We start from the raw sequence: 25,819 nt of genomic DNA on the forward strand, positions 1-25,819 counted from the left end.
GCGCCCGTTCCTGCTCGCCGGCCGCGGCGCGTGGATCGCCGGCGCGGGTGACGCGGTCGGCGCGCTCGCGGACGCAACCGGGGCCCTGACCGCCTCGACGGCGCTCGGGCGCGGCATCTTCCCCCGCTCCGAGTTCGACCTCGGGGTGACCGGCGGCTTCGGCGCCGAGGCCGCGATGCAGCTCGTCGCCCAGGCCGATGTCGCCGTGGTCTTCGGCGCCTCGCTCAACCAGTTCACGATGCGCTTCGGCGCGCTGTTCGCACCGGGCACGCGCGTCTTCCAGGTCGATCTCGCACCGGCAGCGACCCACCCGCACGTCGGCGGGTACATCCGGGGGGATGCCGCCGTCGTGGCGCGCGCGCTCGCCGACGAGCTCGCCGCCATCGGCGCGGCACCCAGCGGGTGGCGCGAGAGCGTGGATGCGGCATCCGCCCGCGCGTACGAATCCGGCGACGACCTCGCCCCCGACGGACGGCTCGACCCGCGTTCTGCGGCCGCGCGCATCGGCGAGCTGCTGCCGGAGAACCGCATCGTCGTCTCGGACGGCGGCCACTTCATCGGCTGGGCGAACATGTACTGGCCGGTCGCATCGCCGGACCGCATGATGCTGGTCGGCACCGCCTTCCAGTCCATCGGACTGGGCTTCCCGAGCGTCCCCGGCGCCGCCCGCGCGCGACCCGACGCGACGATCGTGCTCACGACCGGCGACGGTGGCGGGCTCATGGCACTGGCCGACCTGGAGTCGGCCGTGCGTGTCGCGGGCGGCCGCGGTCTCGCGGTGGTGTGGAACGACGCCGCCTACGGCGCCGAGGTGAACCTGTACGGCCTCAAGGGCCTCGCCGAAGAGCCCATGCTCATCCCGCAGGTCGATTTCGCGGGGGTCGCACGAGGCTTCGGCGCAGAGGGTGTGGTGGTGCGCTCCCTCGCAGACCTCGATCGCCTCACGGCATGGACCCGGACGCCGGCATCCGATCGTCCGTTCCTGCTGCTGGACCTGCGCATCTCGGGAGCGGTGATCGCGCCGTACCAGGAGGAGATCATCCGCGTGAACTCCTGACCTCCCCTGCCCGAGATCACCCGCTGTTCGCGAGATCACCCGCCGGCGAGGTGCGCGGCGGGTGATCTCGCGAGCGCGGGGTGATCTCGCGCTCAGTGGTGGTGGCTCAGGCCTTCGCCATCCCGTAGATCGGGCTGACGTTCTGCTCCGCCTCCGAGTCGGGACCCAGGGGGATGCCGGACCTGTCGCGCAGCAGCAGCGTGGCGGTCAGTCCCAGCAGCGTCATTCCCGCGAGGTAGAACGCCACCGACATCGTCGTTCCGGTCGCAGCGACCAGGGCCGCGGCGATCGTGGGGGCGAAGGCGCCGCCGAGGATCGCGCCGATCGCGTAGGAGATCGACACCCCCGAGAAGCGGATGGACGCCGGGAACAGCTCCGAGTACAGCGCCGCCTGCGGTCCGTAGGTGAAACCGAGGCCGATCGTCAGGATGCCGAGCCCGGCGAACAGCAGCCAGATGTCCCCGGTGTTCACGAGCGGGAACAGCGTGAAGACACCGATCAGCTGCAGGATCCAGCCGATGATGTACGTGGTCCGGCGGCCGATGCGGTCCGAGATCCAGCCCGCGAAGAACGTCGAGAGCAGCCAGACGACCGCCGAGGCCGCGACGGCCCACAGCACGGGCTCCCGCTCCAGGCCGACCGGACCCTCGGGGTTGGTGGAGTAGTTCTGGATGTAGCCGCCCGTGGTCATGTACCCCACCGCGTTGTTGCCGGCGAAGACGACCGCGGCGATCAGAACGAGCAGCGCGTGCTTGCGGAACAGCTGCACGATGGGGGTCCGGGTGACCTCCTTGCGCTCGGCGAGCTCGGTGAACACCGGGCTCTCCTCGACGCGGCGGCGCACGTAGTAACCGATCAGGATCAGCACGATCGAGAGCAGGAACGGCACGCGCCAGCCCCATGCCAGGAACGCGTCGCCCGGCGCGATGATAGTCATGAGCGCCATGATCCCGGAGGCCAGCAGCAGACCGAGGGGAACGCCGATCTGCGGCGAGGCGCCGAACAGTCCGCGCTTGGTCTTGGGGGCGTGTTCGACGGCCATCAGCACCGCGCCGCCCCACTCGCCGCCGGCCGAGATGCCCTGCAGGATGCGCAGGAGGATGAGCAGCACCGGCGCCCAGATGCCGATGGCCTCGTACGTGGGCAGCAGCCCGATGAGGGCGGTCGCGACCCCCATCAGGATCAGCGTGAGCATCAGCACGACCTTGCGGCCGTACTTGTCGCCGAAGTGGCCGGCCAGGAATGCGCCGAGCGGGCGGAACAGGAAGCTGATGCCGACCGTGAGGAAGGCGAGGATCTGGCCGAACTCCTCGCCCGCGGGGGCGAAGAACAGCTGGCCGAAGACGAGGGCGACGGCCGTGGCGTAGATGAAGAAGTCGTACCACTCGACGGTGGTGCCGACCACGGTGGCGAAGACCACGCGGCGGCGGTCTGTCGAGGTGGCGATGGTGCCGGTGGGAGTGAACCCGGTCGGCGTCTGTGCGGACATATGAGACTCCAGTGTCAGTCGACTGCGCTGTCTGGCCAGTGCGCGAGGAAGCACTTGCCGGGGGTGGGTTAAATAATATACGATTTCGGATACGACGCAAGGGCGAGGGAGCTCATGACCATTTCGACGGATGCAGCGGCAGACCGGTTCGGGCCGCTGCCGGCGCGGCCCGGCAAGATCATCGCGATCCACCTGAGCTATGCCTCCCGGGCCGACCAGCGCGGGCGGCGACCTGAGGCACCCTCCTACTTCTTCAAGCCCTCGAGCTCGGTGGCGGCATCCGGAAGCACGATCGAGCGGCCCGCGGGCACGGAGCTGCTCGCCTTCGAGGGCGAGATCGCGCTCGTGATCGGCGCGGACGCGCGGCGCGTCTCGATGGACGACGCCTGGCGGCATGTGGGGTTCGTGACGGCCTCCAACGACTTCGGCCTGTACGACCTCCGCGCGAACGACAAGGGCTCGAACGTCCGCTCCAAGGGCGGTGACGGGTTCACGCCCGTCGGTCCGGCGCTGCTGGATGCCGCGGCCCTGGACCCGGGCGAGCTGCGTCTGCGCACGTGGGTGAACGGCGTCCTCGCACAGGACGACACCACGGCCGGCCTGATCTTCCCGCTAACTCAGCTGGTCGCCGACCTGTCGCAGCACTTCACCCTCGAGGTCGGCGACGTGATCCTCACCGGGACTCCGGCGGGGTCGTCGGTGGTCGTGCCCGGCGATGTCGTCGTGGTGGAGGTCGACGCGCCTGCCCTCGGCCTGTCGACCGGCCGACTGGTCACCACGGTGACGCAGGGCTCGGCATCCTTCGATCCCGCACTGGGGTCGCTGCCGGCGGTCGATGACACCCAGCGCGCCGAGGCGTGGGGGTCGCGCGAGGCCGCCGGGCTCTCACCCGCGGCTGCTGACGCTTCCGCAGCGGCATCTGTGCTGAGCGCAGGCCTGCGCGAGAAGCTCGAGCGCGCGCCGGTCGCGGGGCTCTCCGCGCAGCTGCGCAAGCGCGGCCTCAACAACGTCACGATCGACGGGGTGCGCCCGATGCACGCCGGCACCAAGATCGTGGGCACGGCCAAGACCCTGCGGTTCGTCCCCGGCCGCGAGGATCTGTTCCAGAGCCACGGCGGCGGATACAACGCGCAGAAACGGGCGTTCGACAGCGTCGCCGAAGGCGAGGTCATCGTGATCGAGGCCCGAGGCGAGACCGGATCCGGCACGCTGGGCGACATCCTCGCCCTGCGCGCGAAGGCACGCGGCGCGGTCGGCATCATCACCGACGGGGGCGTGCGCGACTACGACACTGTCGCGGGGATCGGCATCCCGGTGTACTCCGCGGGGGCGCATCCGGCGGTGCTCGGACGCAAGCACGTGCCGTGGGATCTCGACGTGACCATCGGATGCGGCGGCACCACCGTCCAGCCCGGCGACATCGTCGTGGGCGACGGCGACGGCGTGATCGTGATCCCGCCGGGCCTGGCCGAAGAGGTCGTGGATGCCGCACTCGCGCAGGAGGACGAGGACGCCTACGTGGCGGATCAGGTCTCGGCCGGGCATCCGATCGACGGCCTCTTCCCGATGAACGCCGAGTGGAGAGGGAGGTACGACGCATGGCGCGCACAGAAGTGACCGTCGCCGCGGAGGCGGCAAGCCAGAGCAAGTCGCAGCGCGCGTACCACTGGATCAAGGGGCGCATCGCGAACCAGGACTTCACCCCCGGGTACCGGCTCGTGCTGGGCTCGATCGCCAAGGAGCTGGACATGAGCGTCGTGCCCGTGCGCGAGGCGATCCGCCAGCTCGAGGCCGAGGGGCTCGTGACGTTCGAGCGGAACGTCGGCGCGCACGTGTCGATGGTCGACGACTCGCAGTACCGGTTCAGCATGCAGGCGCTGAGCTTTCTGGAGGGCACCGCCACCGCGCTCGCGGCTCGCCGCATCACCGCCGAGGACATCCGCCGCGCGCGTGCGGTGAACGACCTGATGGTCGAGACGCTCGACCACTTCGACCCGCGGTCCTTCACCGGGCTCAACCAGGAGTTCCACGCGATCCTGTTCGCTCCGTGCGCGAACCCGCGCATGCTCGAGCTCGTGAACGCGGAGTGGGCGCGCCTCGGGCACCTGCGGGACTCGACGTTCAGCTTCGTGCCCGGCCGCGCGGCCGAGTCGGTGCGCGAGCACGAGAACATCCTGCAGCTCATCGAGCGCGGCGCCGCGCTCGGCGAGATCGAGATGGCCGCACGCCGCCACCGCTCCGCAACGCTCGACGCCTACCTGACCCACGAACACCCCGACGAGGCCCTCGGCCTCCCGGCATCCTGAACCGACTGCGAGGAAACCATGACCGACACCGCCACGGCCGTCGCTGCGCACCGCGTGCCCGCCGACCTGCCCACCCGCATCCAGCACTACATCGACGGCGCCTTCGTCGACTCGATCGACGGCGACACGTTCGACGTTCTCGACCCGGTCACGAACGAGACCTATCTGCAGGCTGCGGCCGGCCAGAAGGCAGACATCGACCGGGCCGTCGCGGCCGCCCGCCGCGCGTTCACCGAGGGGCCGTGGCCGCGGATGCTGCCGCGCGAGCGCTCCCGCGTGCTGCACCGCATCGCCGACATCGTCGAATCGCGCGACGCCCGCCTCGCCGAGCTCGAGAGCTTCGACAGCGGCCTGCCCATCACGCAGGCGCTCGGGCAGGCCCGCCGGGCGGCGGAGAACTTCCGGTTCTTCGCCGACCTGATCGTCGCGCAGGCAGACGACGCGTACAAGGTGCCCGGGCGTCAGCTGAATTACGTCAACCGCAAGCCGATCGGCGTCGCCGGGCTCATCACGCCGTGGAACACGCCGTTCATGCTCGAGTCGTGGAAGCTGGGCCCGGCGCTGGCCACCGGCAACACCGTCGTTCTGAAGCCCGCCGAATTCACGCCGCTCTCGGCCTCGCTGTGGGCCGGCATCTTCGAGGAGGCCGGCCTTCCGCAGGGCGTGTTCAACCTCGTGAACGGTCTCGGCGAGGACGCCGGAGACGCGCTCGTGAAGCATCCCGACGTTCCGCTCATCTCGTTCACCGGCGAGAGCCGCACGGGACAGCTGATCTTCGGCAACGCGGCGCCCTTCCTCAAGGGGCTCTCGATGGAGCTCGGCGGCAAGTCCCCCGCGATCGTGTTCGCGGATGCCGATCTCGAAGCCGCGATCGACGCCACGATCTTCGGCGTGTTCTCGCTCAACGGCGAGCGCTGCACGGCCGGCAGCCGCATCCTGGTGCAGCGCGACGTGTACGACGAGTTCGTCGAGCGCTACGCCGCTCAGGCCTCTCGCGTGATCGTCGGGTACCCGCACGACCCGGCGACCGAGGTCGGCGCGCTCGTGCACCCGGAGCACTACGACAAGGTCATGAGCTACGTCGAGCTCGGCAAGTCCGAGGGCCGCCTCGTCGCGGGCGGTGGGCGTCCGGACGGTTTCGACACCGGGAATTTCGTCGCCCCGACGGTGTTCGCCGATGTGTCGCCCGATGCCCGCATCTTCCAGGAGGAGATCTTCGGCCCGGTGGTGGCGATCACGCCGTTCGACACCGATGAGGAGGCGCTCGAACTGGCGAACAACACGAAGTACGGGCTCGCCGCGTACGTGTGGACGAGCGACCTCAAGCGCGCGCACAATTTCGCACAGTCGGTCGAGGCCGGCATGGTGTGGCTCAACTCCAACAACGTGCGTGACCTGCGCACCCCGTTCGGCGGCGTGAAGGCGTCCGGGCTCGGCCACGAGGGCGGGTACCGCTCGATCGACTTCTACACCGACCAGCAGGCGGTGCACATCACGCTCGGCGCGGCCCACAACCCCACCTTCGGCAAGCACGAGCACCACGACGAGACCGACCTCGACGATCCCGACCCGCGCTGACCCTCCCCCGCTCGATCTCACGCAAGGACGCTGACATGACCGACCGCTCCCCCAAGACCCTCACCTCCTCCGGCTTCTCCGTCTCCCAGGAGGCGCCGATCCACTCCGACGACCCGATCGCGACGCCGGCCTCGCCCGCGCCGGACATCCTGCGCTGCGCGTACATGGACCTCGTCGTCACCGACCTGGCGGCATCCCGTGTCTTCTACGTCGACGTGCTGGGGCTGTACGTGACCGAGGAGGACGACGAGGTCATCTACCTGCGCAGCACGGAGGAGTTCATCCACCACAACCTCGTCCTGCGGAAGGGTCCCGTCGCGGCCGTCGCCGCGTTCTCGTACCGGGTGCGCTCCGCAGCGGAGCTCGATAAGGCCGTCGCGTTCTACGAGGAACTCGGATGCCGCGTCGAGCGGCGCGCGGACGGCTTCACGAAGGGGATCGGCGACTCGGTGCGCGTCACCGACCCGCTCGGGTTCCCGTACGAGTTCTTCTACGACGTCCAGCACGTCGAGCGCCTCTCGTGGCGGTACGACCTGCACACCCCCGGAGAACTCGTGCGGCTCGACCACTTCAACCAGGTGACCCCGGACGTGCCGCGCGCCGTGGGCTTCATGCAGGACCTCGGCTTCCGGGTGACCGAGGACATCCAGGACGATGAGGGCACCGTGTACGCCGCGTGGATGCGGCGCAAGCCCACCGTGCACGACACCGCCATGACCGGCGGCGACGGACCGCGCATGCACCACGTGGCCTTCGCGACGCACGAGAAGCACAACATCCTCGCGATCTGCGACAAGCTCGGCGCGCTGCGCCGCTCGGACGCGATCGAGCGCGGTCCCGGCCGCCACGGCGTCTCGAACGCCTTCTACCTCTACCTGCGCGACCCCGACGGGCACCGGGTGGAGATCTACACGCAGGACTACTACACCGGCGACCCCGACAACCCGGTCATCACCTGGGACGTGCACGACAACCAGCGCCGCGACTGGTGGGGAAATCCCGTCGTTCCCTCCTGGTACACCGAGGCCTCGCTCGTGCTCGATCTGGACGGCAACCCGCAGCCGGTGGTCGCGCGTACCGACACCTCCGAGATGGCGGTGACGATCGGCGCCGACGGGTTCTCGTACACGAGGCCGGCGGATGACCCCGACGACCTGCCGAGCTGGAAGCAGGGCGAGTACAAGCTCGGCCACCAGCTATGACCCTCTCCGACGCGGACATCGCCGCGATCGCCGATGAGCTGGCCGCGGCCGACCGCACGCACAGCGTCATCCCGCGCATCACCGCGCGATACCCCGAGGCGACGGTCGAGGACTCCTACGCGATCCAGGGCGTGTGGCGCGACCGCATGATCGCGGACGGCCGCCGCCTGGTCGGGCGCAAGATCGGACTCACGTCCAAGGCGATGCAGCAGGCGACCGGCATCACCGAGCCCGACTACGGCGTGATGTTCGATGACACGGTCTACCCCTCCGGCGCCGAGATCCCGGTCGAGAAGTTCTCGAACGTGCGCATCGAGGTGGAACTCGCGTTCGTGCTCAAGACGCCGCTCGAGGGCCCGGACTGCACGCTCGAGGACGCCCTGGCCGCGATCGAGTACGCCGTGCCCGCGCTCGAGGTGCTCAACTCGCACATCGAGTTGGAGGGCCGCACGATCGTGGACACGATCTCGGACAACGCCGCGTATGGGGCGATGGTGCTCGGCGACGTGCACAAGCGCCCGGACGAGGTCGACCTGCGCTGGGTGCCCGGCGTGCTGAGCCGCAACGGCGAGATCGAAGAGACGGGCGTCGCAGCCGGGGTGCTCGGCCACCCCGCGACGGGCGTCGCCTGGCTGGCCAACAAGTTCGCCCAGCACGGCGCGCGGCTCGAAGCCGGCGAGATCATCCTGGCAGGGTCCTTCACCCGCCCCATGTGGGTAGGACGGGGCGATAGCGTCAGGTGCGACTACGGACCCATGGGAGTGATCGAATGCCGCTTCGTCTAGCACCGACCTTCCGCGAGACGCTGGCCGCGGCATCCCGCCCCCTCGCCGGAATCTGGGTGTGCTCCGGCTCGCCGCTGGTCGCGGAGATCTGCGCCGGGTCCGGCATGGACTGGACGCTCATCGACATGGAGCACTCCCCCAACGGCCTGGAGTCGGTGCTGGCTCAGCTGCAGGCCGTCGCGGCCTACCCGATCACCCCGGTCGTGCGCGTCCCGATCGGCGATGTGGTCACAATCAAGCAGGTGCTCGACCTCGGCGCGCAGAACCTGCTGGTGCCGATGATCTCGTCCGCCGACGAAGCCCGCGCCGTCGTCCGGGCCGTGCGATACCCCCCGCGCGGGAGTCGCGGCGTCGGGTCGGCGCTCGCCCGGTCGGCCCGGTGGAACCGCGTGGACGCCTACCTCGAGAACGCGGACGACCACGTCTCGCTGTTCGTCCAGATCGAGACCACGGCGGGAGTGGCTGCCGCCGCCGAGATCGCGGCGGTGTACGGGGTCGACGGCATCTTCGTCGGACCCGCCGATCTGGCGGCATCCCTCGGCGTCCTCGGGCGCCAGACGCACCCCGACGTCATCGCCGCGGTCCTGCGCACCTTCGACGCCGTCCGCGCCGCCGGCAAGCCGGTCGGCGTGAACGCCTTCGATCCCGAGATGGCCGACCGCTATCTCGCCGCCGGAGCGTCCTTCGTGCTGGTCGGCGCCGACGTCGGGCTGCTGGCCCGTGGCTCGGAAGCCCTCGCGGCACGCTTCATCCCGGCGGCTGAGGCCACCGGCGCGCGCCCCTCGTACTGACCCCTCCTCGCGCGAGATCACCCCGCCGCCGCGAGATCACCCGCCGCACACAGGTGCAGCGGGTGACCTCGCGAGCAGAGGGTGATCTCGCGCAGAGGGGGGGTCAGGCGCGGTCGAGCCGAGCCACGCCGATCCTCGAGTCCGCCATGCCGTAGAAGACGTACGTCACGCCGTCGATCTGCTCGATCGCGGTCGGGAAGACCACGTTCGGGACGATGCCGCCCCGCTCGTCCTCGGTCTCTGCCTGCAGCAGCGGCTCGGGCGTCCGGGCGATCACGATCGAGGGATCGTCGGCATCCAGCAGCATCGCCCCGGCGGCGTAGTGCACGTTCTGCTGGTGGTCGAACGCCTTCACGATCCGGCCCGTGACACCGTGGTGCAGCACCAGCCATCCCTCCGGCACCCGCAGCGGTGCCGGGCCGCCGCCGATCTTGGTCACTTCGAACGGATACTCCGGTCCGGCCACGAATCGGTGCCCGCTCCACAGCGTCAGGGCCGAGATGTCCTGCGTCACCGCAGCGACCGGCACATAGCTGATCCAGATCGACTCGCGCGGATCCGAGATGCCCGCCGGCACCATGACGCCCTGGTCGGCCTTGGTCTCGCTCAGGTCCCACATCGGCCGGTGCAGCACGGCGAAGCTGCGCACGCCGTCCGGCCCGGTGACCGGCTCCGGGAAGAACACCGTGTCCTTGTTGTGGAAGAGGTTCAGATCGGTGTCGAGCGCGTCGTCGTACGTGAACAGCACCGGCCCGAGCCGCCGCCATTCGCGCAGATCGGTCGAGACGGCCAGCGCCGTCCTCGGACCGAGCGGTCCGTACGCGACGTAGGTCATCACGAACAGCTCGAGCTCGGCCATCCAGGTGATCCGCGGGTCCTCGACACCGGCGTTGCCGATGCCCCGTTCCCACGCGCGATCCGGCTCGAGCACGATGCCCTGCCGTTCCACGCCGATCGGGATGCCGTCCTCCACGATCACGCGGGCCAGGCCCACGCGCGAGACGTTGCCGGCGGCGACCAGACGCGGGAGCAGGTAGAGCTCCCCGTCCGGACCCCGGCCCGATGCGGGATTGAGCACGCCCTCCACCTCGAGCGGGTTGCCCTCCTCCGGCGACATGACCACCCCGACGCGGGTGAGCGTGTAGGGCACGGTCGGCAGACGAGTCTGCGCACCGGTCATCCCTTGACCCCAGACCCGATGTCCGAGCTCTGGAACTGGTGCTGGAAGATGATGAACAGCGCCACGGCCGGGATGGCCAGCACCACGGCGCCGGCCAGAATCGCGCCGAACGGGTTGGACGCCGAGGCGGCCACGGTCGTGATGTAGTTCGCGAGCGAGACGGCCAGGGGCTGCATCGAAGGCTCCTTCGTGATGAGGAAGGGCCAGAGGAACTCGTTCCACGGGCCGATGAAGGTGAGCAGCACGACAGTCAGCAGCGCCGGCCGCACCAGCGGCAGGGCGACGCTCCACAGCACGCGCAGCTCGCTCGCGCCGTCGATCCTGGCGGCATCGAAGAGCGCTCGCGGCACCTGCAGAAAGTACTGGCGGAAGATCAGGACGGCCGCCGAGTTGATGGCGAACGGCAGGATCATGCCCAGATGCGTGTCGGCGAGTCCGTAGTCGCGGGCGATGAGCACGTAGAGCGGGATCATCAGCAGCTGGAACGGCACGATCTGCACCAGCAGCGCGATCGCGAACGTCACGCCGCGCCCTCGCCAGGCCAGCACCGAGAGTGCGTAGCCGGCGAGCACGCCGAACACGACGGTGCAGAGGATCACCCCGCCGGTGAAGATGCCCGAGTTGACCAGGCCCGACAGCAGGCTGATGCGCTCGTTGATCTCCACGTAGTTCTGGAAGGTGATGTTCGCCGGATTCGGGAACGCCCCGGCGGGACTGGTGTCCGGCTTCGTCTGCAGCGACCCGACCACCATGTAGTAGAAGGGGAACAGGAACACCAGAGCCCCCAGCGCCAGCAGGATCCAGCGCGCAATGCGTCCCGCGCGACCGGGGTGGCCGCGGCGCGTCGCGACCGGATCCTGCTGCGTGGTCGTCAGCGCGTCTGCGCGCGTACCGGTGGTGGTCATGACTCCTCATCTCCGACGAGCTTGCGTTCGATCAGTGCGAGCACGAGGACGAGGATCACGAGGATCACGCCGATCGCAGCCGCGACATCGGGATTGCCCTGCTCCAGACCTTTTTGATACATCAGGAGCACCGGCGAGGTGGACGCTCCGTTGGGTCCGCCGCCGTTGGTGAGCAGATACGGCTCGGTGAAGAGGTTGGCGCCGGTGATCGTCGCCAGCAGCAGCACGAGCAGCGTCGCCGATCGCACTCCCGGGACCGTGACCGAGAAGAACGTGCGCACGGCACCCGCTCCATCGGTGGCGGCCGACTCGTACAGCTCCTGGGGGACCGCCTGCAGTGCCGCGAGGTAGAGCAGGATGAAGAAGCCGAGCTGCTTCCACGTGACGAAGAAGGCGATCGTCGGCATCGCCAGGAACGGGTTGATCAGCCACGACGGGTCCGGTGCCACGGGGCCGAGAACCTGGTTGACCAGCCCGGTGCCGCTGAACATGAACAGCCACACGCCGACGACCGCGACGGATGCCGTCACATAGGGCACATAGAAGCTCACGCGCAGGAACAGGCGCCCGCGGACGACCCGATTGAGGGCCGTCGCGAGCAACAGGGACAGCACCACGGTGAGCGGGACGTTGATGATCAGGAAGATCCCGACGTTCAGGAACGACCGCCACACGGCCGGATCGGTCGCGACGGTGATGAAGTTGTCGAAGCCGACGAAGTCGCGTTGGACGTCCGCGCCCGGGGCGGCGAAGAAGTAGTCCTGGAACGACATCCAGACGGCGAAGATGAGCGGGAAGGCGAAGACGACGCCGACGAAGATCAGGTAGGGGGCGCTCAGGAGCAGCCCCAGCGGGTTCTCGCCGAGGATACGGCGCCGGCGCCGGGACGAACGCGCGCGCTGCGCGCCGTCCCGGGCCGACTCCGTCTTCGGCTCCGCTTTCACGGAGGTCATGATCTGCAGGTCCCGCTCATCAGCCCTGGCCGACGAGATCGTCGACCTTGGCCGCCGTGTCGGTCAGGAACGCGTCGATGTCACCCTCGCCGAAGATCACCGTCTTCGAATAGGCGTCCCGGAAGGTCTGCCACACCTCGATCGAGTTCGGCACGTTGGGCACCTCGACCACGCGGTTGGCCTGGTCGCCGAAGACCTGGTACGCCGGGTTCGCCTCGAAGTAGTCGGGGTACGCCGTCGTGAGGTCCTGCCGCAGGGGCATCTGGCCGGTCAGCTCGAGCAGCTGTCCGTCCTGCTCCTCGCTGGTGGCGAACTTCAGCACATCCCAGGCCGTGCCCTTGCTCTCGCAGGCGGTGAACATGCCGACGTTCTTCGCGTCGCTGAAGGTGTAGGTCTCCTCCGCCGGCGTTCCCTTCGAGGTGGGCACCGGCACGGTTCCCCAGTCGACGTCATCGCCGAAGTACGAGATGGCCCAGGGGCCGGCGATCGTCATCGCCGAGTTGCCCTCGACGAACGAGTCGCCGTTGTAGGCCTCCTGTCCCGCGAGCTTCTCGTCGTACATCGTCGCCCAGAACTCCGAGACCGTCGCGCCGGCTTCGGAGTCGAAGGTCGCCTTGCCGTCCTCGACCAGCAGCGTGCCGCCGGTCTCCGCCCCGTAGAGCGGATAGAAGTCGAACCACGACTGGAAGAACTCGCTCGAGGGTGCCGGGTAGATGGCGTAGGGCGCTGCGCCGGAGTCGACCAGGGTGCGGGATGTCGAGAGGAACTCGTCGTACGTCGACAGCGCGGGCGCCTCCGGATCCAGGCCCGCCGCGGAGAACATCGCCTTGTTGTAGAAGATGACGACCGGGTTCGACTTCCAGGGCATCTGGTAGTACTCGCCGTCTGCCGAGGCATACTGCTCGGCGTTGTCGCCGCTGCGCGCGGTGATGTAGTCGTCGCCGTCCTCGAAGCCGGACAGCGACACGAGCCCGCCCGCCTTCTCGAACTGCGGCACAGCCGCCGGCGAGGTGTTGAAGATGAGGCACGGCGCGTTCCCGGCCGTGATCGCGGCGCCGATGACCGCCTCGCTGCTGTCCCCCGCCGGGATCTCCTGCGCCTTCACCTGCTCGTCGGGATGGTCTGCGTTCCACGCCTCGACCATCTGCTTGCCCCACGCGATCTCGGCCTCGTTGTTGGAGTACCAGATCGTGATGTCGCCGCGGCCTTCCAGGTCGCCTCCGCCGCCGCCGCCTCCGCCTCCGCCGCTGCACGCGGTGAGGGCCAGCGCGCCGGTGGCGGCGATGGCCGCGATCTTGATGCTTCTTCGCATTTTCTTTCCTTCCTGGGGGAGGATGCAGCCGCAGGCCGCATCCGGAGTGTCATCCGAACGGCGACGCGGGCTCAGCCCGATCCGCCGTCGGATGCTGCAGATGAGGGGTGCACGCGAGGCGCGGGTCCGGTCGATTCGCGCGGCACCAGGCGCGCGGGGGCGAGCTCGACGTCCTCGACGACGGTGTGGGCGACCGAGGCCAGCAGGGCGCGCGCGGCGGCGGAGCCCCACTCGACGGCATCCGTCGCCACGGAGCTCAACGAGGGATAGACGTAACGCGCCAGATCGCTGTCGTCGAACCCGGCGATCGAGAGATCGCGCGGGACGCTGAGTCCCTGCCGCTGGGCGACGGCGACCCCGGCGAGCGCCATCAGGTCGTTCGAGTACGTGATCGCCGTGGGTCGGTGCGCGGCGTCCGCAAGGAGCGCGCGGGTGGCTTCCGCCCCTTCGCGCGCGCTGAAATCGGCGTCGACGACGCGGCCCCGAACGCCGTGCTCTGCGCACGCGCGCTCGAACGCCCCTCGGCGGCTGCGTGCATGGAGCATGTCGGGCGACCCGGACACGTGCGCGAGCGAGCGGTGCCCGAGTTCGACCAGGTGCTCGACGGTCGCCACCACCCCGCCGATGTCGTCGACCGAGACGGCGGGGAAATGCGAGGGGACGTCGGGATGGCCCAGGGTCACCGCGTCCAGTCCCAGCGATTCGACGAGGGCGATCCGCTCGTCACCCACCCGCAGGTCCGCCAGGAACACGCCGTCGACCCGGCGGTCGGCCGCGAGCTTGCGGTAGGCCTCCGCCTCGACGGCCGCATCCGGAACGGACGCCAGCACGAGCACCTGCCCCGCCTCGGACAGCTCCCGCTCGACGCCCGCGATGAAGGCGGGGAAGAAGGGATCGCCGGCGACGATGTCGGTGTCGCGCTGCAGCACCATCCCGAGCGCGAACGACCGATTCGTGCTCAGCGAGCGCGCCCGCAGGTCGGGTGTCCATCCCATCTCCGCCGCGGTGCGCAAAATGCGCTCCCGCGTGTCGACGTTCACACCGGGTCGGTCGTTCAGAGCGAACGAGACGAGCCCTTTGCTGACACCGGCCCGCTGGGCGACATCCGAGATCGTCGGACGTCGCCGGGGACCGGCGTTCTTGTCGTCACTCATGGGGCTGCTCTGCCTTCTGTCACCGGTTCGACGGCATCCGCACGTCGTCTGAACCGGTTTAGCGCACGATATCGCCGTCCGAACGTGCCTGTCGACGGGTTGACAGGAGCCACTTTCGTCCTGTCAACCCCTCCCCGGCGTCACACGCCGGTCATCTGCGCGTGCCAACCTGGAGGCATGAAGAGAGATGTCGCGAGCCGTATCGAGCTGAACGTCACCGAACCCGCCGAGCTCGTGTTCTCGATGGCGGTGAGCGGGCATCACACTCCCACGACCGAGCACATCACCTTCACCCTCGACGGAGAGCCGCTCGCGTTCGAGGCGGTGCCCGACTCGCACGGCACTCGCCTGCAGAAGGTGATGAGCCCGGTCGGACGCCTCGTGGCGTCGTACGACGCCTCGATCCCCGGTGAGGCTTCCGCGACGGTCGCCAACGCCACCGACCTGATCACCTACCGGCGGCCGAGCCGCTACGCCGAGTCGGACGCACTCGGCCCCACCGCGTTCGCCGAGTTCGGAGCGATCACCGATCCGGCCGAGCTGCTGGCCTCGGTCTCGTCGTGGGTGGGCACTCACCTGTCGTACGTCAGCGGCTCCAGCCTGCCGACCGACGGCGCCATCCGCACGCTGCTCGCCCGGCAAGGGGTCTGCCGCGATTACGCCCATCTGACCGTCGCGCTGCTGCGTGCGCTGAACGTGCCGGCCCGGCTGGTGTCGGTCTACGCACCGGGCCTGTTCCCGATGGATTTCCACGCGGTCGCCGAAGCCTGGGTCGAGGACGGCTGGCACGTCGTGGATGCGACCACACTCGCGCCGCGATCGACGCTCGTGCGGATCGCGACGGGGCGGGATGCCGCCGACTCGGCGTTCCTGACGACGATCTCCGGGCGCGTCGATCTGGTCGACATGGAGGTCATGGCGATCGTTGACGAACTGCCCGGCGACGACCTGGACCAATTGGTGCGCATGCACTGAGCTCGTCGGCCGGCGCGAGCGGCAGGGTTGCGCAGTCCGGTGGCGCAGCAACGCGGTGGCGCGGTCGGCGCGAAGCGTGGCAACGTAGCGGCATGAAGAAGTGGGTCGTCCGGTTCCTGTCCCTGCTGGTGTTCGACGTCGCCGTGCTCCTGGTCATCGGCTGGCTGACGCCCGCACGGGTCGGGTGGGCTGCACTGTGGGCCGGCGTGATCCTCACCGCCCTGACCATCTGGGTCAAGCCGCTCATCCACCGGCTGTTCCAGTCCATGGCCGCGCGCTCGGCCGGACAGCGCACCAGGATCGGCGAGAAGGTCGTGCAGGGCGCGCTCGTGTTCATCGTCGCGCTCATCGTGTGGGTGATCACCGTGCTGCTGTCGGGAGTGAGCGTCGGCGGCTGGTTCTGGGGCTACGTCCTGCCACCGGTGCTCATCCTCATCGGCTGGGCGATCTACGACGCGATCGACGACCGCGTCGAGGGCCATGCCGGCGCGCTCTACGACAGGGCCACGGGCAACACGGTGGCGGATGCCGGTGCCGCGGCATCCGCCCCCCTCACGGCGCCCGAATCGGCGAGCGCGCGCCGCGAGCTGCAGGACGGACTCACCGACGAGCAGCGGCGCATGCTCGACGAGCTCGGAAAGAGCTGATTCGCGCACATGATGTCGATCGGCGGGACGCTCGAGCGTCATAGGGGTGTCACTGATCGACGAGAAGAAGGACGGACACCATGCGTTACGCACTGCTGCTGCACTACCCCGAGATGACGGCCGATGAGCTCGGCCCCGAAGGCCTTGCCGAAGGCATGCGCGAGTTCGACGAGTACGCCAAAGCGCTCGATGCGGCGGGTGTGCTCCGCTCCGCGGAAGTGCTTCAGCCGTCCTCTGCCACCACGACCGTGCGCGGAGGCGAGGGGCTGCGGGTGCAGGACGGGCCGTACGCGGACACCAAGGAGCAGCTCGGCGGCACGTTCGTGATCGAGGTCGACGACCTCGATCAGGCGATCGGCTGGGCCGGCAAGGCGCCATCGGTGAACTGGGGTGCGGTCGAGATCCGCCCTGTCGGCACCCGCTTCGTCGACGGCGCCTGGACGGCCTTCGACTACGCATGACCGCTGCGCCCGATGCCCGCGCGGCCGCCGAGCGTGCGGCGCGGGCGTCGTACGGCCGGCTCCTGGCGGTCGTGGCGACCGCGACGCGGGATCTCGCCCTGGCCGAGGACGCTCTGTCGGACGCGTTCGAGAAGGCCCTGCGCACCTGGCCCGAGACCGGCATCCCGGACAACCCCGAAGGGTGGCTGGTGACCGTGGCACGCAATCGACTGCGCGATCTGCTCCGCTCCCCCGCTGTGCGCGCCGCGGTGCCCCTGCTGGAGGACGTGCTCGAAGCGGGCGAGGGGGATGCCGCCGACATCGTCGCCGGACGGGAGCGGATTCCGGACAAGCGGCTCGAGCTGCTGTTCGCGTGCGCCCACCCGGCGATCGATCCCGGCATCCGCACGCCGCTCATGCTGCAGGTGGTGCTCGGTTTCGACGCCGCGCAGATCGGAGGCGCCTTCGCGGTCGAGCCTGCCACGATGGCGCAGCGGCTCGTTCGCGCGAAGCGGCGCATCCGCGACACCGGAATCCCGTTCGCCGTTCCGATGCGCGCTGACATGCCGGCGCGCCTGGACGCGGTTCTCGAGGCGATCTACGGCGCGTACGCGATCGATTGGCTCGAGGACGGGCCCGCCGCCGATTCCGTCCGCGACTCGATCGCCGACGAGGCGCGCTGGCTCGCGGTGCTGCTCGCGGCGCTGCTCGAGACCGAGCCCGAAGCCTGGGGTCTGGCGGCTCTCCTCACGTTCTCCCAGTCGCGGGCGCCGGCACGCAGAGCGCGACCCTGGCCGCCGCTGGACGAGCAGGATCCCGCCCGCTGGGACGGCGAGCTGATCGCGGAGGGACGCGCGCTGCTGCGTCGAGCGTCCGCCCTCGGCAACCCGCTCGGACGCTTCCAGCTCGAGGCGGCGATCCAGGCCGTGCACTGCGACCGCGCCAGGACCGGAGCGCTGGATGCCGCCACCCTCGTCACGCTCTACCGGGGGCTCGTGGCGGTCGCCCCGACCGCCGGTGCACGCACCGCGCTGGCGGCGGCCGAGGAACGGCTGCGCCGACCCGGCGATGATCCGATGCCGCGTGTGAAGAACTCGTAACAGAGCGACTCCCGGCGGCGCCGCCGCGCCGGTGGCGGGGGATGATGGAACCCAGCGGCTGCGCCGCCAGCACGAGCGCGCCGCTTTCCCCACTCCCGGAGGCACCCATGTCGCGTTACTCGTCCCTGCGCACCGCCGTCGTCGGCATCGCGCTCGTCGCCCTCGCCCTGACGGGCTGCGCCGCAGGCTCGCCGTCCGCCGGAGGATCCAGCGCGCCCGAGGACGAGGGCTACCTCACCCCCGGCAAGCTCACGATCGCCACCGGCGACATCGCCTACGAGCCGTATGTCATCGACGACGACCCGTCGTCGGGCGAAGGTTTCGAGGCCGCGATCGCGTATGCGATCGCCGACCAGCTCGGCTTCGCGGCGGAGGACGTCGAGTGGGTGCGCACGAGTTTCGAGGCCGCGATCGCCCCTGGTCCGAAGAATTTCGACTTCAACATCCAGCAGTACACGATCACCGACGAGCGCAAGCAGGCCGTCGACTTCTCGTCGCCGTACTACTCCGCGAGCCAGGCGGTCGTCGCGATCAACGGCGGCGCCGCCGACGGCGTGGACACGATCGCGGGTCTGAAGGACCTCACGCTCGGAGCCATGGCCGGCTCCACGAGCGCCCAGACGATCGAGGACGTCATCGACCCGAACGTCGAGCCCCTGCTCTACGCCTCGAACGAGGACGCCGTCGCGGCCTTCAACGCGGGCCAGTTCGACGCGTTCGTGATCGATCTGCCGACCGCCTACCTCGCCACGGCGCTCTACATCGACGACTCCTACATCGTCGGCGAGCTGCCCGCCGGCGGCGTCGCCGACGAGTGGGGCGTCGTGCTCGCCAAGGACTCGCCGCTCACCGACCGTGTCAGCGAAGCCGTCGACGCCTTGCGCGATGACGGCACGCTCGCCGCGATCACCGATGAGTGGCTGGGCGCGGGCCAGGGCGTCACGCTCCTGCAGTGAGGCGCGCCTTCGACGGCGCCGATCACACCGGGCACTGCGGCGCCCTGTAGCTTCGTCCCGTGACTTCTCCCCTGCCCGACGGGCGCGTCCCGAGTGCGCTCGAGCTCGAGCGGCGCGCGTTCCGGGCTCGGCAGTCGCAGCGCTCGGTGCTCGTGGCGGTCGCCTCGACGATCGCGTTCGCGATCATCGTCTGGGTCACGGTCATCGCCACCCCCGGCTGGGCCGCCGTGCAGCAGGCGTTCTTCAACCCGACGATCGCGCTGGAATCGCTTCCCCGCGTGTGGGAGGGGTTCCTGGTCAACCTGCAGGTGCTCGCGCTGTCGCTGGTGACGGTGTCCATCGTCGCCCTGCTGATCGCGGTGCTGCGCACGCTGCCCGGCCCGGTCTTCCTGCCGCTGCGCGCGATCGCCGCGGCCTACACCGACATCTTCCGCGGCCTGCCGTTCATCATCGTGCTCTACGTGGTGGGCTTCGGCATCCCGACCCTGACCAACACCCGCATCCCGCTCATCCTGCTCGGCACCCTCGCCGTGACCCTGACGTACTCGGCGTATGTGGCCGAGGTGATCCGCGCGGGAATCGAGGCGGTGCACCCCTCGCAGCGCCTCGCGGCGCGCGCCCTGGGGCTCGGGTACACGCAGACGCTGCGCCGGGTCGTCCTCCCCCAGGCGCTGCGCAAGATCACCCCGCCGCTGATGAACGATTTCGTCGCGATGCAGAAGGACGTCGGGCTCATCTCGATCCTCGGCATCGCCGATGCGGTGCTCGCGGCCAAGATCGAGGCGTCTCAGACCTACAACTTCACGCCGTACCTGGTGGCCGGGCTCCTGTTCGTGCTTCTGGCCATCCCGACGATCCGACTGACCGACTGGTACTCGGCGCGGCTGCGCCGTCGCGAGCAGAGCGGATCGATCCTGTGACGGCGTTGCTGCGGGCCGAGGACCTGTGGAAGTCGTTCGGCGACCGCGATGTTCTGCGAGGAGTGTCGCTCGAGCTCGCGGCACACGAGGTCGTCGCCGTGATCGGCGCGAGCGGATCGGGCAAATCCACGCTGCTGCGGTGCCTGAGCCTGCTCGAACCGATCGACGACGGGCGCATGCTGCTCGGCGACGAGGACATCTCGGACCCGCGCATCGACGCCAACCGGGTGCGGGCGCGGTTCGGGGTGGTCTTCCAGAGCTACAACCTGTTCCCGCACATGTCCGTGCTCGACAACGTCACGCTCGCCTCGCGGGTGGTGCACAAGGAGTCCAAGCGGGATGCCGAGGCCCGCGGCCTCGTGATGCTCGAGCGCGTCGGCCTCGCCGACAAAGCGCGCGATCACCCCGACCGCCTCTCCGGCGGGCAGCAGCAGCGTGCGGCGATCGTGCGCGCGATCGCCACCGATCCCGAGATCCTGCTGCTGGATGAGATCACGTCGGCTCTCGATCCGGAACTGGTGGGCGAGGTGCTCGAGCTCGTGCGCGAGCTGGCCGACGAGGGCACGACGATCCTGATGGCCACGCACGAGATGGCCTTCGCGCGCGACGTGGCGCACCGGGTGGTGTTCCTCGACGCGGGGCGCATCCTGGAGCAGGGCCCGCCGGCCGAGGTGTTCGGCAACCCGCGCGAGGCGCGCACCCGGGAGTTTCTGACGCGCTTCCGCGCCTGACGGGTCAGGCTCCGGCCTGTCCGCGAGACTGCAAGCGCAGGTCGAGACTGCGGGTGAACCCCGCTGTCTCGACCTCCCGTTGCAGTCTCGCTGTCGCAGACTCAGGCGATCGAGCGCTCGGCGGCCTCGACCACGTTCGTCATGAGCAGCGCGACGGTCATGGGACCCACGCCTCCCGGGTTCGGGGAGAGCCAGCCGGCGACCTCGGCGACATCGGGATGCACGTCGCCGTAGACCTTGCTCTTGCCGGTCTCGGGGTCGGTCTCGCGCGTCACTCCGACGTCGAGCACAGCGGCGCCGGGCTTGACGTCCTCGGCGCGGACGATGTGCTTGACCCCCGCCGCGGCCACCACGACGTCGGCCTGTCGCAGGTGGCGGCCGAGATCGACCGTGCCCGTGTGGGTCAGGGTGACCGTCGCGTTGTACTCGCGGCGGGTCAGCAGCAGCCCGATGGAACGGCCGATCGTGACGCCGCGGCCGACGACCACGACGTCCTTGCCGGCGAGGTCGTAGCCGTTGCGCACCAGGAGCTCGATCACGCCGCGCGGCGTGCACGGCAGTGGTGAGGTGATCGGCGTGTTCACATTCAGGACCAGGCGCCCGAGGTTGGTCGGATGCAGCCCGTCGGCATCCTTGTCCGGATCGATGCGTTCGAGGATCGCGTCGGTGTCGATGTGCTTGGGCAGCGGCAGCTGGACGATGTAGCCGTGGCACGCCGGGTCCGCGTTGAGCTCGTCGATCAGCGCCTCGACGTCGGCCTGGGTCGCATCGGCGGGCAGCTCGCGCTGGATCGAGTTCATCCCGATCTCCTCGGACTGCCGGTGCTTCATGCCGACGTACAGCTGCGAGGCCGGGTCGGCGCCGACCAGCACCGTGGCGATGCCCGGGACGACGCCGCGCTCCCTCAGCGCGGCGACGCGCGCGCGCAGCTCTTCCTTGATCTCCGCCGCGGCCGCGCGGCCGTCGAGGGTGGATGCCGTCATCGTCGTCTCCTCATCGCGTTCCGGTCCGCGCCGAGCGCGGACCTCACATCACTATGCCCGTAGGTATCAATCCCGGCAACCCCACCCCCTGACCGTGAGACTGCATCCGGAGGTCGAGACTGCGGGGTGCACCCGCAGTCTCGACCTGCAGTTGCAGTCTCACGGGAAGGAGCAGGAGCCGGGGGCTACTGCTCGAGCCCGGGATACAGGGGGAACGCGGCGGTCAGGGCGGCGACGCGGGCGCGGAGCGCCTCGACGTCGGCATCCGGAAGCAGCGCGAGCGCGATGACGTCGGCGACCTCGGTGAACTCGGCGTCTCCGAAGCCGCGGGTCGCGAGCGCGGGCGTTCCGATGCGCAGACCCGACGTGATCATCGGCGGCCGCGGGTCGTTGGGCACCGCGTTGCGGTTGACCGTGATGTGGATCTCGTGCAGAAGATCCTCGGCCTGCTTGCCGTCGATCGCCGCGTCGCGCAGGTCGACGAGCACGAGGTGCACGTCCGTGCCGCCCGAGCGCACCGCGATGCCGGCATCCTTCACATCCTGCTGGGACAGCCGCTCGGCGATGATGTGCGCGCCGCTCAGGACGCGCTGCTGGCGCTCCCTGAACTCCGGCGTCGCGGCGAGCTTGAACGCTGTCGCCTTCGCGGCGATCACGTGCATGAGCGGTCCGCCCTGCTGCCCGGGGAAGACCGCGGTGTTGATCTTCTTGGCGATCTCGGCGTCGTTCGTGAGGATGAAGCCCGAGCGCGGGCCGCCGATCGTCTTGTGCACGGTCGAGGAGACGACGTGCGCGTGCGGCACCGGGTTCGGGTGCAGACCCGCCGCGACCAGCCCCGCGAAGTGCGCCATGTCCACCCACAGCAGCGCCCCGACCTCATCGGCGATCGCGCGGAAGGCTGCGAAGTCCAACTGCCGCGGATATGCCGACCAGCCGGCGATGATGACCTTCGGCTTGTGCTCGACCGCGAGCCGGCGCACCTCGTCCATGTCGATCACCGACGTCTCGGGGTCGACGCCGTAGGCGACGATGTTGAACAGGCGGCCGGAGAAGTTGATCTTCATGCCGTGCGTCAGATGCCCGCCCTGATCGAGCGAAAGCCCGAGCAGCGTATCGCCCGGCCGCGCGATGGCGTGCAGCACCGCCGCGTTCGCCGTCGCTCCGGAATGCGGCTGCACGTTCGCGAAAGCCGCCCCGAACAGCGACTTCGCGCGCTCGATCGCCAGCTCCTCCGCGACATCGACCTCTTCGCAGCCGCCGTAGTAGCGGCGCCCCGGGTAGCCCTCGGCGTACTTGTTGGTCAGCACCGATCCCTGCGACTGCAGGATCGAGACCGGAACGAAGTTCTCGGAGGCGATCATCTCCAGGTAGCCGCGCTGACGCTCGAGTTCACGCTCGAGCACCTGCGCGATCTCGGGGTCGACCTCCGCGAGCGGCGCGGTGAAGTAAGGGTCGGACATGAGCGTTCTCCTCTGACGACGGCTTCGGGTGCGGGATGCCCGGATCCGGGCGGTTCCATCGAAATACGCATCGACCCAGGCGTACGGTCGAGTGCCGTGTCGGTCGCTCCCCGGTGGTGACCCACCTCAACGCCAGTCGCGACCCACCGAGCATATCGGATGCCCGCCGTCCCGATCCGGCTGACGCGGGGAACCTCTATTTGTTAGGCTTCCTTACATGACCCTCGCGCTGGTGCCCGCACCCGTCAGCTGCAGCGAATCCGGCGGCCCCGGCTTCCGTCTGCAGGAGGACACGCGCATCGTCGGAGACGTGGATGCCGCGGCCCGGCTGACGGCGCTCATCGCGGCCCGGACCGGCGTCACCCCGTGCGGCGGAGAGGGCCTCCTGATCGATCTGCGAATCCAGCCCGGCGGCGCGCCCGAGTCCTACCGGATCGTGGCGGACGCGGCATCCATCGTCATCACCGGCGCAGACGCGGCCGGCTTGTTCTACGGCGTGCACACGCTGGGTCAGTTGGTCACGGCCGAGGGCGGGCACTACGTGATTCCCGCCGTGCGGATCGAGGACGAACCTCGGTTCGGCTACCGCGGCGTGATGCTCGACGTCGCACGGCACTTCCTGCCGGTCGAGACGGTCATGGGCTACATCGATCGCGCTGCGGCGCTCAAGTTCAACGCCCTGCACCTGCACCTCACCGACGACCAGGGGTGGCGCATCCACCTCGATTCGCGTCCGAAGCTGACCGAGCTGGCTTCCGCTTCCGCCGTGGGCGGTGACGCCGGCGGCTTCTTCTCGAAGGCCGATTACCGCGCGATCGTCGACTACGCGGCATCCCGCCACATGATCGTCGTCCCCGAGGTCGATCTGCCGGGTCATACGCACGCCGTCGGACTCGCCTACCCCGACATCGTCGAGGCGCCCGTCTCCTCGCCGGAGGTGCTGGCGATCGTCGAGTCGCACGGCGGTGCCGCGCCGACCGCGGGCGAGCCCTACACCGGCATGGCTGTCGGATTCTCGTCGCTGAGAATCCACGACGAGGCGACGTACGACTTCGTGGCCGACGTGGTGGGTGAGTTGGCGGCGATGACGCCGGGACCGTACGTGCACATCGGGGGCGATGAGGCGCTGGGCACCTCGCCGGAGGATTTCGCGCTCTTCATGCAGCGCGTGACGCAGATCGTCGCGGACATCGGCAAGACCCCGATCACGTGGCACGAAGCGGGTGCGGCCCCCGGCATCGACCCGAGCACGGTCGGGCAGTACTGGGGCTTCGTCGTCCCGCTGTACGGCATGGACGAGAACGCGCGCAGGTTCGTGCGCAACGACGCCGGGCTCATCCTCTCCCCCGCCGACGCCGTCTATCTCGACATGAAGCATGCCGACGACAGCCCGCTGGGGCTCACGTGGGCGAACGGTCCGACGAGCGTCGAGCGCGCCTATTCCTGGGATCCGGCCGGGGTGATCGAGGGCGTGACCGACGAGGACATCCTGGGCGTGGAGGCGCCGCTGTGGACCGAGACGATCCGCACACTCGCGGACATCGACCTCATGGCCTTCCCGCGCATCGCCGCCGCGGCCGAAGCCGCCTGGTCGCCGGCCGAGGGCGAGCTGCGCAGCTGGGAATCATTCCGCGTCCGGGTCGGTGGACTGGGTCCGCTGTGGTCGGGCCTGGGCATCGGCTTCCACGCGTCGGACGAGATCCCCTGGGCCGCACGATGAGCACCTGCATCCATTCCGTGCGGCTGGTGGATGCCGGTCGCAAGGTCGAGGACGCGTGGGTGCGGTTCGAGGGCGGGCGTGTCGCGGCCACCGGCATCGGGGAGAGCTGGCGGCGGTTCGCGCAGCCGCACGACGCGCTGATCGACGGCACCGAACAGGCGGGGGCGGGCGCCGTCCTCACGCCCGGCTTCCTCGACATCCACGGTCACGGCGGAGGCGGTGCGTCCTACGACGACGGGGCCGAGTCGATCCGCACCGCCCGCGCTCTGCACCGCGCGCACGGGACGACCCGCGCCGTGATCTCGCTCGTGAGTGCGCCCGTGGAGACTCTCGCCCAGCGCGCCGCGATGGTCGCAGATCTGACCGGGACGGATGCGGACATCCTCGGCTCGCACCTGGAAGGGCCGTTCCTCGCCCCCGGCCACAAGGGCGCGCACGAGGAGGCGCTGCTGCGCGCACCCGAGCCCGCGCCGCTGGACCTTCTCCTCGAAGCCGGACGCGGCACGATCCGGCAGATGACGCTCGCCCCGGAACTGCCCGGAGGACTGCACGCCGTCCGCGCGGTGGTCGCTGCCGGTGCCGCCGCTGCGATCGGGCACACGGGGGCCGATCTCGAGCAGACCCGCGAGGCCATCGCAGCCGGCGCGACGATCCTGACCCATGCGTTCAACGCGATGCCCGGCCTGCACCACCGAGACCCGGGCCCGGTGGGGGCAGCGGCGGGCGACCCGCGCGTCATCCTCGAGATCATCGCCGACGGCGTGCACCTGCACCCCGAGATCATCCGCGTCGCCTTCGCAGCCGCTCCGGGCCGCATCGCGCTGGTGACCGACGCGATGGCGGCGGCAGGGGGCGGCGACGGGCACTACGAGCTCGGCTCGCTCGCCGTGCGGGTCGAGGGCGGCGTCGCGCGCCTCGCGGACGATGGCGCGATCGCCGGATCGACGCTGACGCAGGATGCCGCGCTGCGGCAGACCGTGCAAGCCGGCGTTCCGCTGGCCGAGGCCGTGCGCGCCCTCACCGCCACCCCGGCGCGCGCGATCGGCCGCGGGGACGACCTCGGCTCGCTCGCAGTCGGGGCGATCGCGGACGCGGTGCTGCTGACCGAGGAGCTCGAGGTGCGATCGGTCTGGACGGCCGGAGTCGCGGACGCGGCCCGGCCGTAGAATGGGCGC

The 25,819-nt window shown here is 69.8% G+C and carries 24 protein-coding genes and 1 riboswitch; of the genes, 16 read left to right on the forward strand and 8 right to left on the reverse strand.

Annotated elements, in window-relative coordinates; translation table 11 throughout:
- A partial coding sequence (locus RWQ91_RS15315) for a thiamine pyrophosphate-dependent enzyme (RefSeq protein ID WP_314507768.1) occupies nucleotides 1-1,057 on the forward strand: 1,057 nt, incomplete at its 5' end.
- Nucleotides 1,058-1,163: 106 nt separating this feature from the next.
- Here the strand turns inward: RWQ91_RS15315 and RWQ91_RS15320 are convergent.
- Nucleotides 1,164-2,546, reverse strand: coding sequence for an MFS transporter (locus RWQ91_RS15320; RefSeq protein ID WP_314507771.1), 1,383 nt, complete (start codon nucleotides 2,544-2,546; stop codon nucleotides 1,164-1,166).
- 114 nt (nucleotides 2,547-2,660) lie between these two features.
- Between RWQ91_RS15320 and RWQ91_RS15325 the strand changes: the two genes are divergently transcribed.
- From RWQ91_RS15325 to RWQ91_RS15350, 6 genes are read left to right on the forward strand one after another with little or no spacing between them, the layout of a single operon-like run.
- Complete coding sequence (locus RWQ91_RS15325) at nucleotides 2,661-4,163, forward strand: fumarylacetoacetate hydrolase family protein (protein WP_314507773.1); 1,503 nt, start codon at nucleotides 2,661-2,663, stop codon at nucleotides 4,161-4,163.
- The gene (locus RWQ91_RS15330; RefSeq protein WP_314507775.1) at nucleotides 4,145-4,852 is read left to right on the forward strand and encodes a GntR family transcriptional regulator; all 708 of its coding nucleotides are present in this window, start codon (nucleotides 4,145-4,147) and stop codon (nucleotides 4,850-4,852) included. Before RWQ91_RS15325 ends, RWQ91_RS15330 begins: the two co-directional genes overlap by 19 nt.
- An 18-nt stretch (nucleotides 4,853-4,870) precedes the next feature.
- Nucleotides 4,871-6,430, forward strand: a complete 1,560-nt coding sequence (gene hpaE / locus RWQ91_RS15335) for a 5-carboxymethyl-2-hydroxymuconate semialdehyde dehydrogenase (RefSeq protein ID WP_314507777.1) — start codon at nucleotides 4,871-4,873, stop codon at nucleotides 6,428-6,430.
- Nucleotides 6,431-6,465: 35 nt separating this feature from the next.
- Nucleotides 6,466-7,632, forward strand: a complete 1,167-nt coding sequence (hpaD, locus tag RWQ91_RS15340; protein ID WP_314507780.1) for a 3,4-dihydroxyphenylacetate 2,3-dioxygenase — start codon at nucleotides 6,466-6,468, stop codon at nucleotides 7,630-7,632.
- On the forward strand, nucleotides 7,629-8,417 hold the full coding sequence (locus RWQ91_RS15345) for a fumarylacetoacetate hydrolase family protein (RefSeq protein ID WP_314507782.1): 789 nt from the start codon (nucleotides 7,629-7,631) through the stop codon (nucleotides 8,415-8,417). Before hpaD ends, RWQ91_RS15345 begins: the two co-directional genes overlap by 4 nt.
- Entirely contained in the window at nucleotides 8,402-9,208 is an 807-nt protein-coding gene (locus RWQ91_RS15350) for an HpcH/HpaI aldolase/citrate lyase family protein (RefSeq protein WP_314507785.1), read from the forward strand. Before RWQ91_RS15345 ends, RWQ91_RS15350 begins: the two co-directional genes overlap by 16 nt.
- A 103-nt stretch (nucleotides 9,209-9,311) precedes the next feature.
- Here the strand turns inward: RWQ91_RS15350 and RWQ91_RS15355 are convergent, their stop codons facing one another.
- From RWQ91_RS15355 to RWQ91_RS15375, 5 genes are all read right to left on the reverse strand, one after another.
- A complete protein-coding gene (locus RWQ91_RS15355; protein ID WP_314507789.1) occupies nucleotides 9,312-10,388 on the reverse strand; it encodes a glycosidase in 1,077 nt (358 codons plus the stop codon).
- Nucleotides 10,385-11,293 (reverse strand): carbohydrate ABC transporter permease, encoded by a 909-nt coding sequence (locus RWQ91_RS15360; protein WP_314507792.1) that lies wholly within the window; start codon nucleotides 11,291-11,293, stop codon nucleotides 10,385-10,387. Before RWQ91_RS15360 ends, RWQ91_RS15355 begins: the two co-directional genes overlap by 4 nt.
- On the reverse strand, nucleotides 11,290-12,249 hold the full coding sequence (locus RWQ91_RS15365) for a carbohydrate ABC transporter permease (protein WP_399546644.1): 960 nt from the start codon (nucleotides 12,247-12,249) through the stop codon (nucleotides 11,290-11,292). The genes RWQ91_RS15360 and RWQ91_RS15365 overlap by 4 nt, the downstream gene beginning before the upstream one ends.
- 16 nt (nucleotides 12,250-12,265) lie before the next feature.
- Nucleotides 12,266-13,558 (reverse strand): extracellular solute-binding protein, encoded by a 1,293-nt coding sequence (locus RWQ91_RS15370; protein WP_314507797.1) that lies wholly within the window; start codon nucleotides 13,556-13,558, stop codon nucleotides 12,266-12,268.
- Between the two features lie 71 nt (nucleotides 13,559-13,629).
- Nucleotides 13,630-14,712 (reverse strand): LacI family DNA-binding transcriptional regulator, encoded by a 1,083-nt coding sequence (locus tag RWQ91_RS15375; protein ID WP_314507801.1) that lies wholly within the window; start codon nucleotides 14,710-14,712, stop codon nucleotides 13,630-13,632.
- 177 nt (nucleotides 14,713-14,889) lie between these two features.
- Here RWQ91_RS15375 and RWQ91_RS15380 point away from each other — a divergent pair, with 177 nt between their 5' ends.
- The 7 genes from RWQ91_RS15380 (at nucleotide 14,890) to RWQ91_RS15410 (ending at nucleotide 20,481) form a co-directional block, all read left to right on the forward strand.
- Nucleotides 14,890-15,687 carry a transglutaminase family protein gene (locus RWQ91_RS15380; protein WP_314507804.1) on the forward strand — a complete coding sequence of 266 codons (798 nt, stop codon included), beginning with the start codon at nucleotides 14,890-14,892 and terminating at the stop codon, nucleotides 15,685-15,687.
- Nucleotides 15,688-15,779: 92 nt separating this feature from the next.
- Nucleotides 15,780-16,334 carry a hypothetical protein gene (locus RWQ91_RS15385; protein WP_314507807.1) on the forward strand — a complete coding sequence of 185 codons (555 nt, stop codon included), beginning with the start codon at nucleotides 15,780-15,782 and terminating at the stop codon, nucleotides 16,332-16,334.
- Nucleotides 16,335-16,414: 80 nt separating this feature from the next.
- A complete protein-coding gene (locus RWQ91_RS15390; RefSeq protein WP_314507811.1) occupies nucleotides 16,415-16,795 on the forward strand; it encodes a YciI family protein in 381 nt (126 codons plus the stop codon).
- Nucleotides 16,792-17,874 carry a DUF6596 domain-containing protein gene (locus tag RWQ91_RS15395; RefSeq protein WP_314507814.1) on the forward strand — a complete coding sequence of 361 codons (1,083 nt, stop codon included), beginning with the start codon at nucleotides 16,792-16,794 and terminating at the stop codon, nucleotides 17,872-17,874. The genes RWQ91_RS15390 and RWQ91_RS15395 overlap by 4 nt, the downstream gene beginning before the upstream one ends.
- Nucleotides 17,875-17,981: 107 nt before the next feature.
- Nucleotides 17,982-18,830, forward strand: a complete 849-nt coding sequence (locus RWQ91_RS15400; RefSeq protein ID WP_314507817.1) for a transporter substrate-binding domain-containing protein — start codon at nucleotides 17,982-17,984, stop codon at nucleotides 18,828-18,830.
- Between the two features lie 59 nt (nucleotides 18,831-18,889).
- Entirely contained in the window at nucleotides 18,890-19,750 is an 861-nt protein-coding gene (locus RWQ91_RS15405; protein WP_314507819.1) for an amino acid ABC transporter permease, read from the forward strand.
- A complete protein-coding gene (locus RWQ91_RS15410) occupies nucleotides 19,747-20,481 on the forward strand; it encodes an amino acid ABC transporter ATP-binding protein (RefSeq protein WP_314507821.1) in 735 nt (244 codons plus the stop codon). The genes RWQ91_RS15405 and RWQ91_RS15410 overlap by 4 nt, the downstream gene beginning before the upstream one ends.
- A gap of 101 nt (nucleotides 20,482-20,582) precedes the next feature.
- Here the strand turns inward: RWQ91_RS15410 and RWQ91_RS15415 are convergent, their stop codons facing one another.
- Together RWQ91_RS15415 and glyA are read right to left on the reverse strand one after the other, a co-directional pair.
- Nucleotides 20,583-21,464, reverse strand: a complete 882-nt coding sequence (locus RWQ91_RS15415) for a bifunctional methylenetetrahydrofolate dehydrogenase/methenyltetrahydrofolate cyclohydrolase (protein WP_314507823.1) — start codon at nucleotides 21,462-21,464, stop codon at nucleotides 20,583-20,585.
- Nucleotides 21,465-21,649: 185 nt separating this feature from the next.
- The gene (gene glyA / locus RWQ91_RS15420; RefSeq protein WP_314507826.1) at nucleotides 21,650-22,924 is read right to left on the reverse strand and encodes a serine hydroxymethyltransferase; all 1,275 of its coding nucleotides are present in this window, start codon (nucleotides 22,922-22,924) and stop codon (nucleotides 21,650-21,652) included.
- A 66-nt stretch (nucleotides 22,925-22,990) separates the two neighbouring features.
- Nucleotides 22,991-23,074: riboswitch (ZMP/ZTP riboswitch) on the reverse strand.
- A 67-nt stretch (nucleotides 23,075-23,141) separates the two neighbouring features.
- Here glyA and RWQ91_RS15425 point away from each other — a divergent pair.
- The gene (locus RWQ91_RS15425; RefSeq protein WP_314507829.1) at nucleotides 23,142-24,644 is read left to right on the forward strand and encodes a family 20 glycosylhydrolase; all 1,503 of its coding nucleotides are present in this window, start codon (nucleotides 23,142-23,144) and stop codon (nucleotides 24,642-24,644) included.
- A complete protein-coding gene (gene nagA, locus RWQ91_RS15430) occupies nucleotides 24,641-25,810 on the forward strand; it encodes an N-acetylglucosamine-6-phosphate deacetylase (protein WP_314507831.1) in 1,170 nt (389 codons plus the stop codon). The genes RWQ91_RS15425 and nagA overlap by 4 nt, the downstream gene beginning before the upstream one ends.
- Nucleotides 25,811-25,819 lie beyond the last annotated feature (9 nt).

The organism is uncultured Microbacterium sp., from assembly GCF_963524805.1.
Classification (GTDB): Bacteria; Actinomycetota; Actinomycetes; order Actinomycetales; family Microbacteriaceae; genus Microbacterium.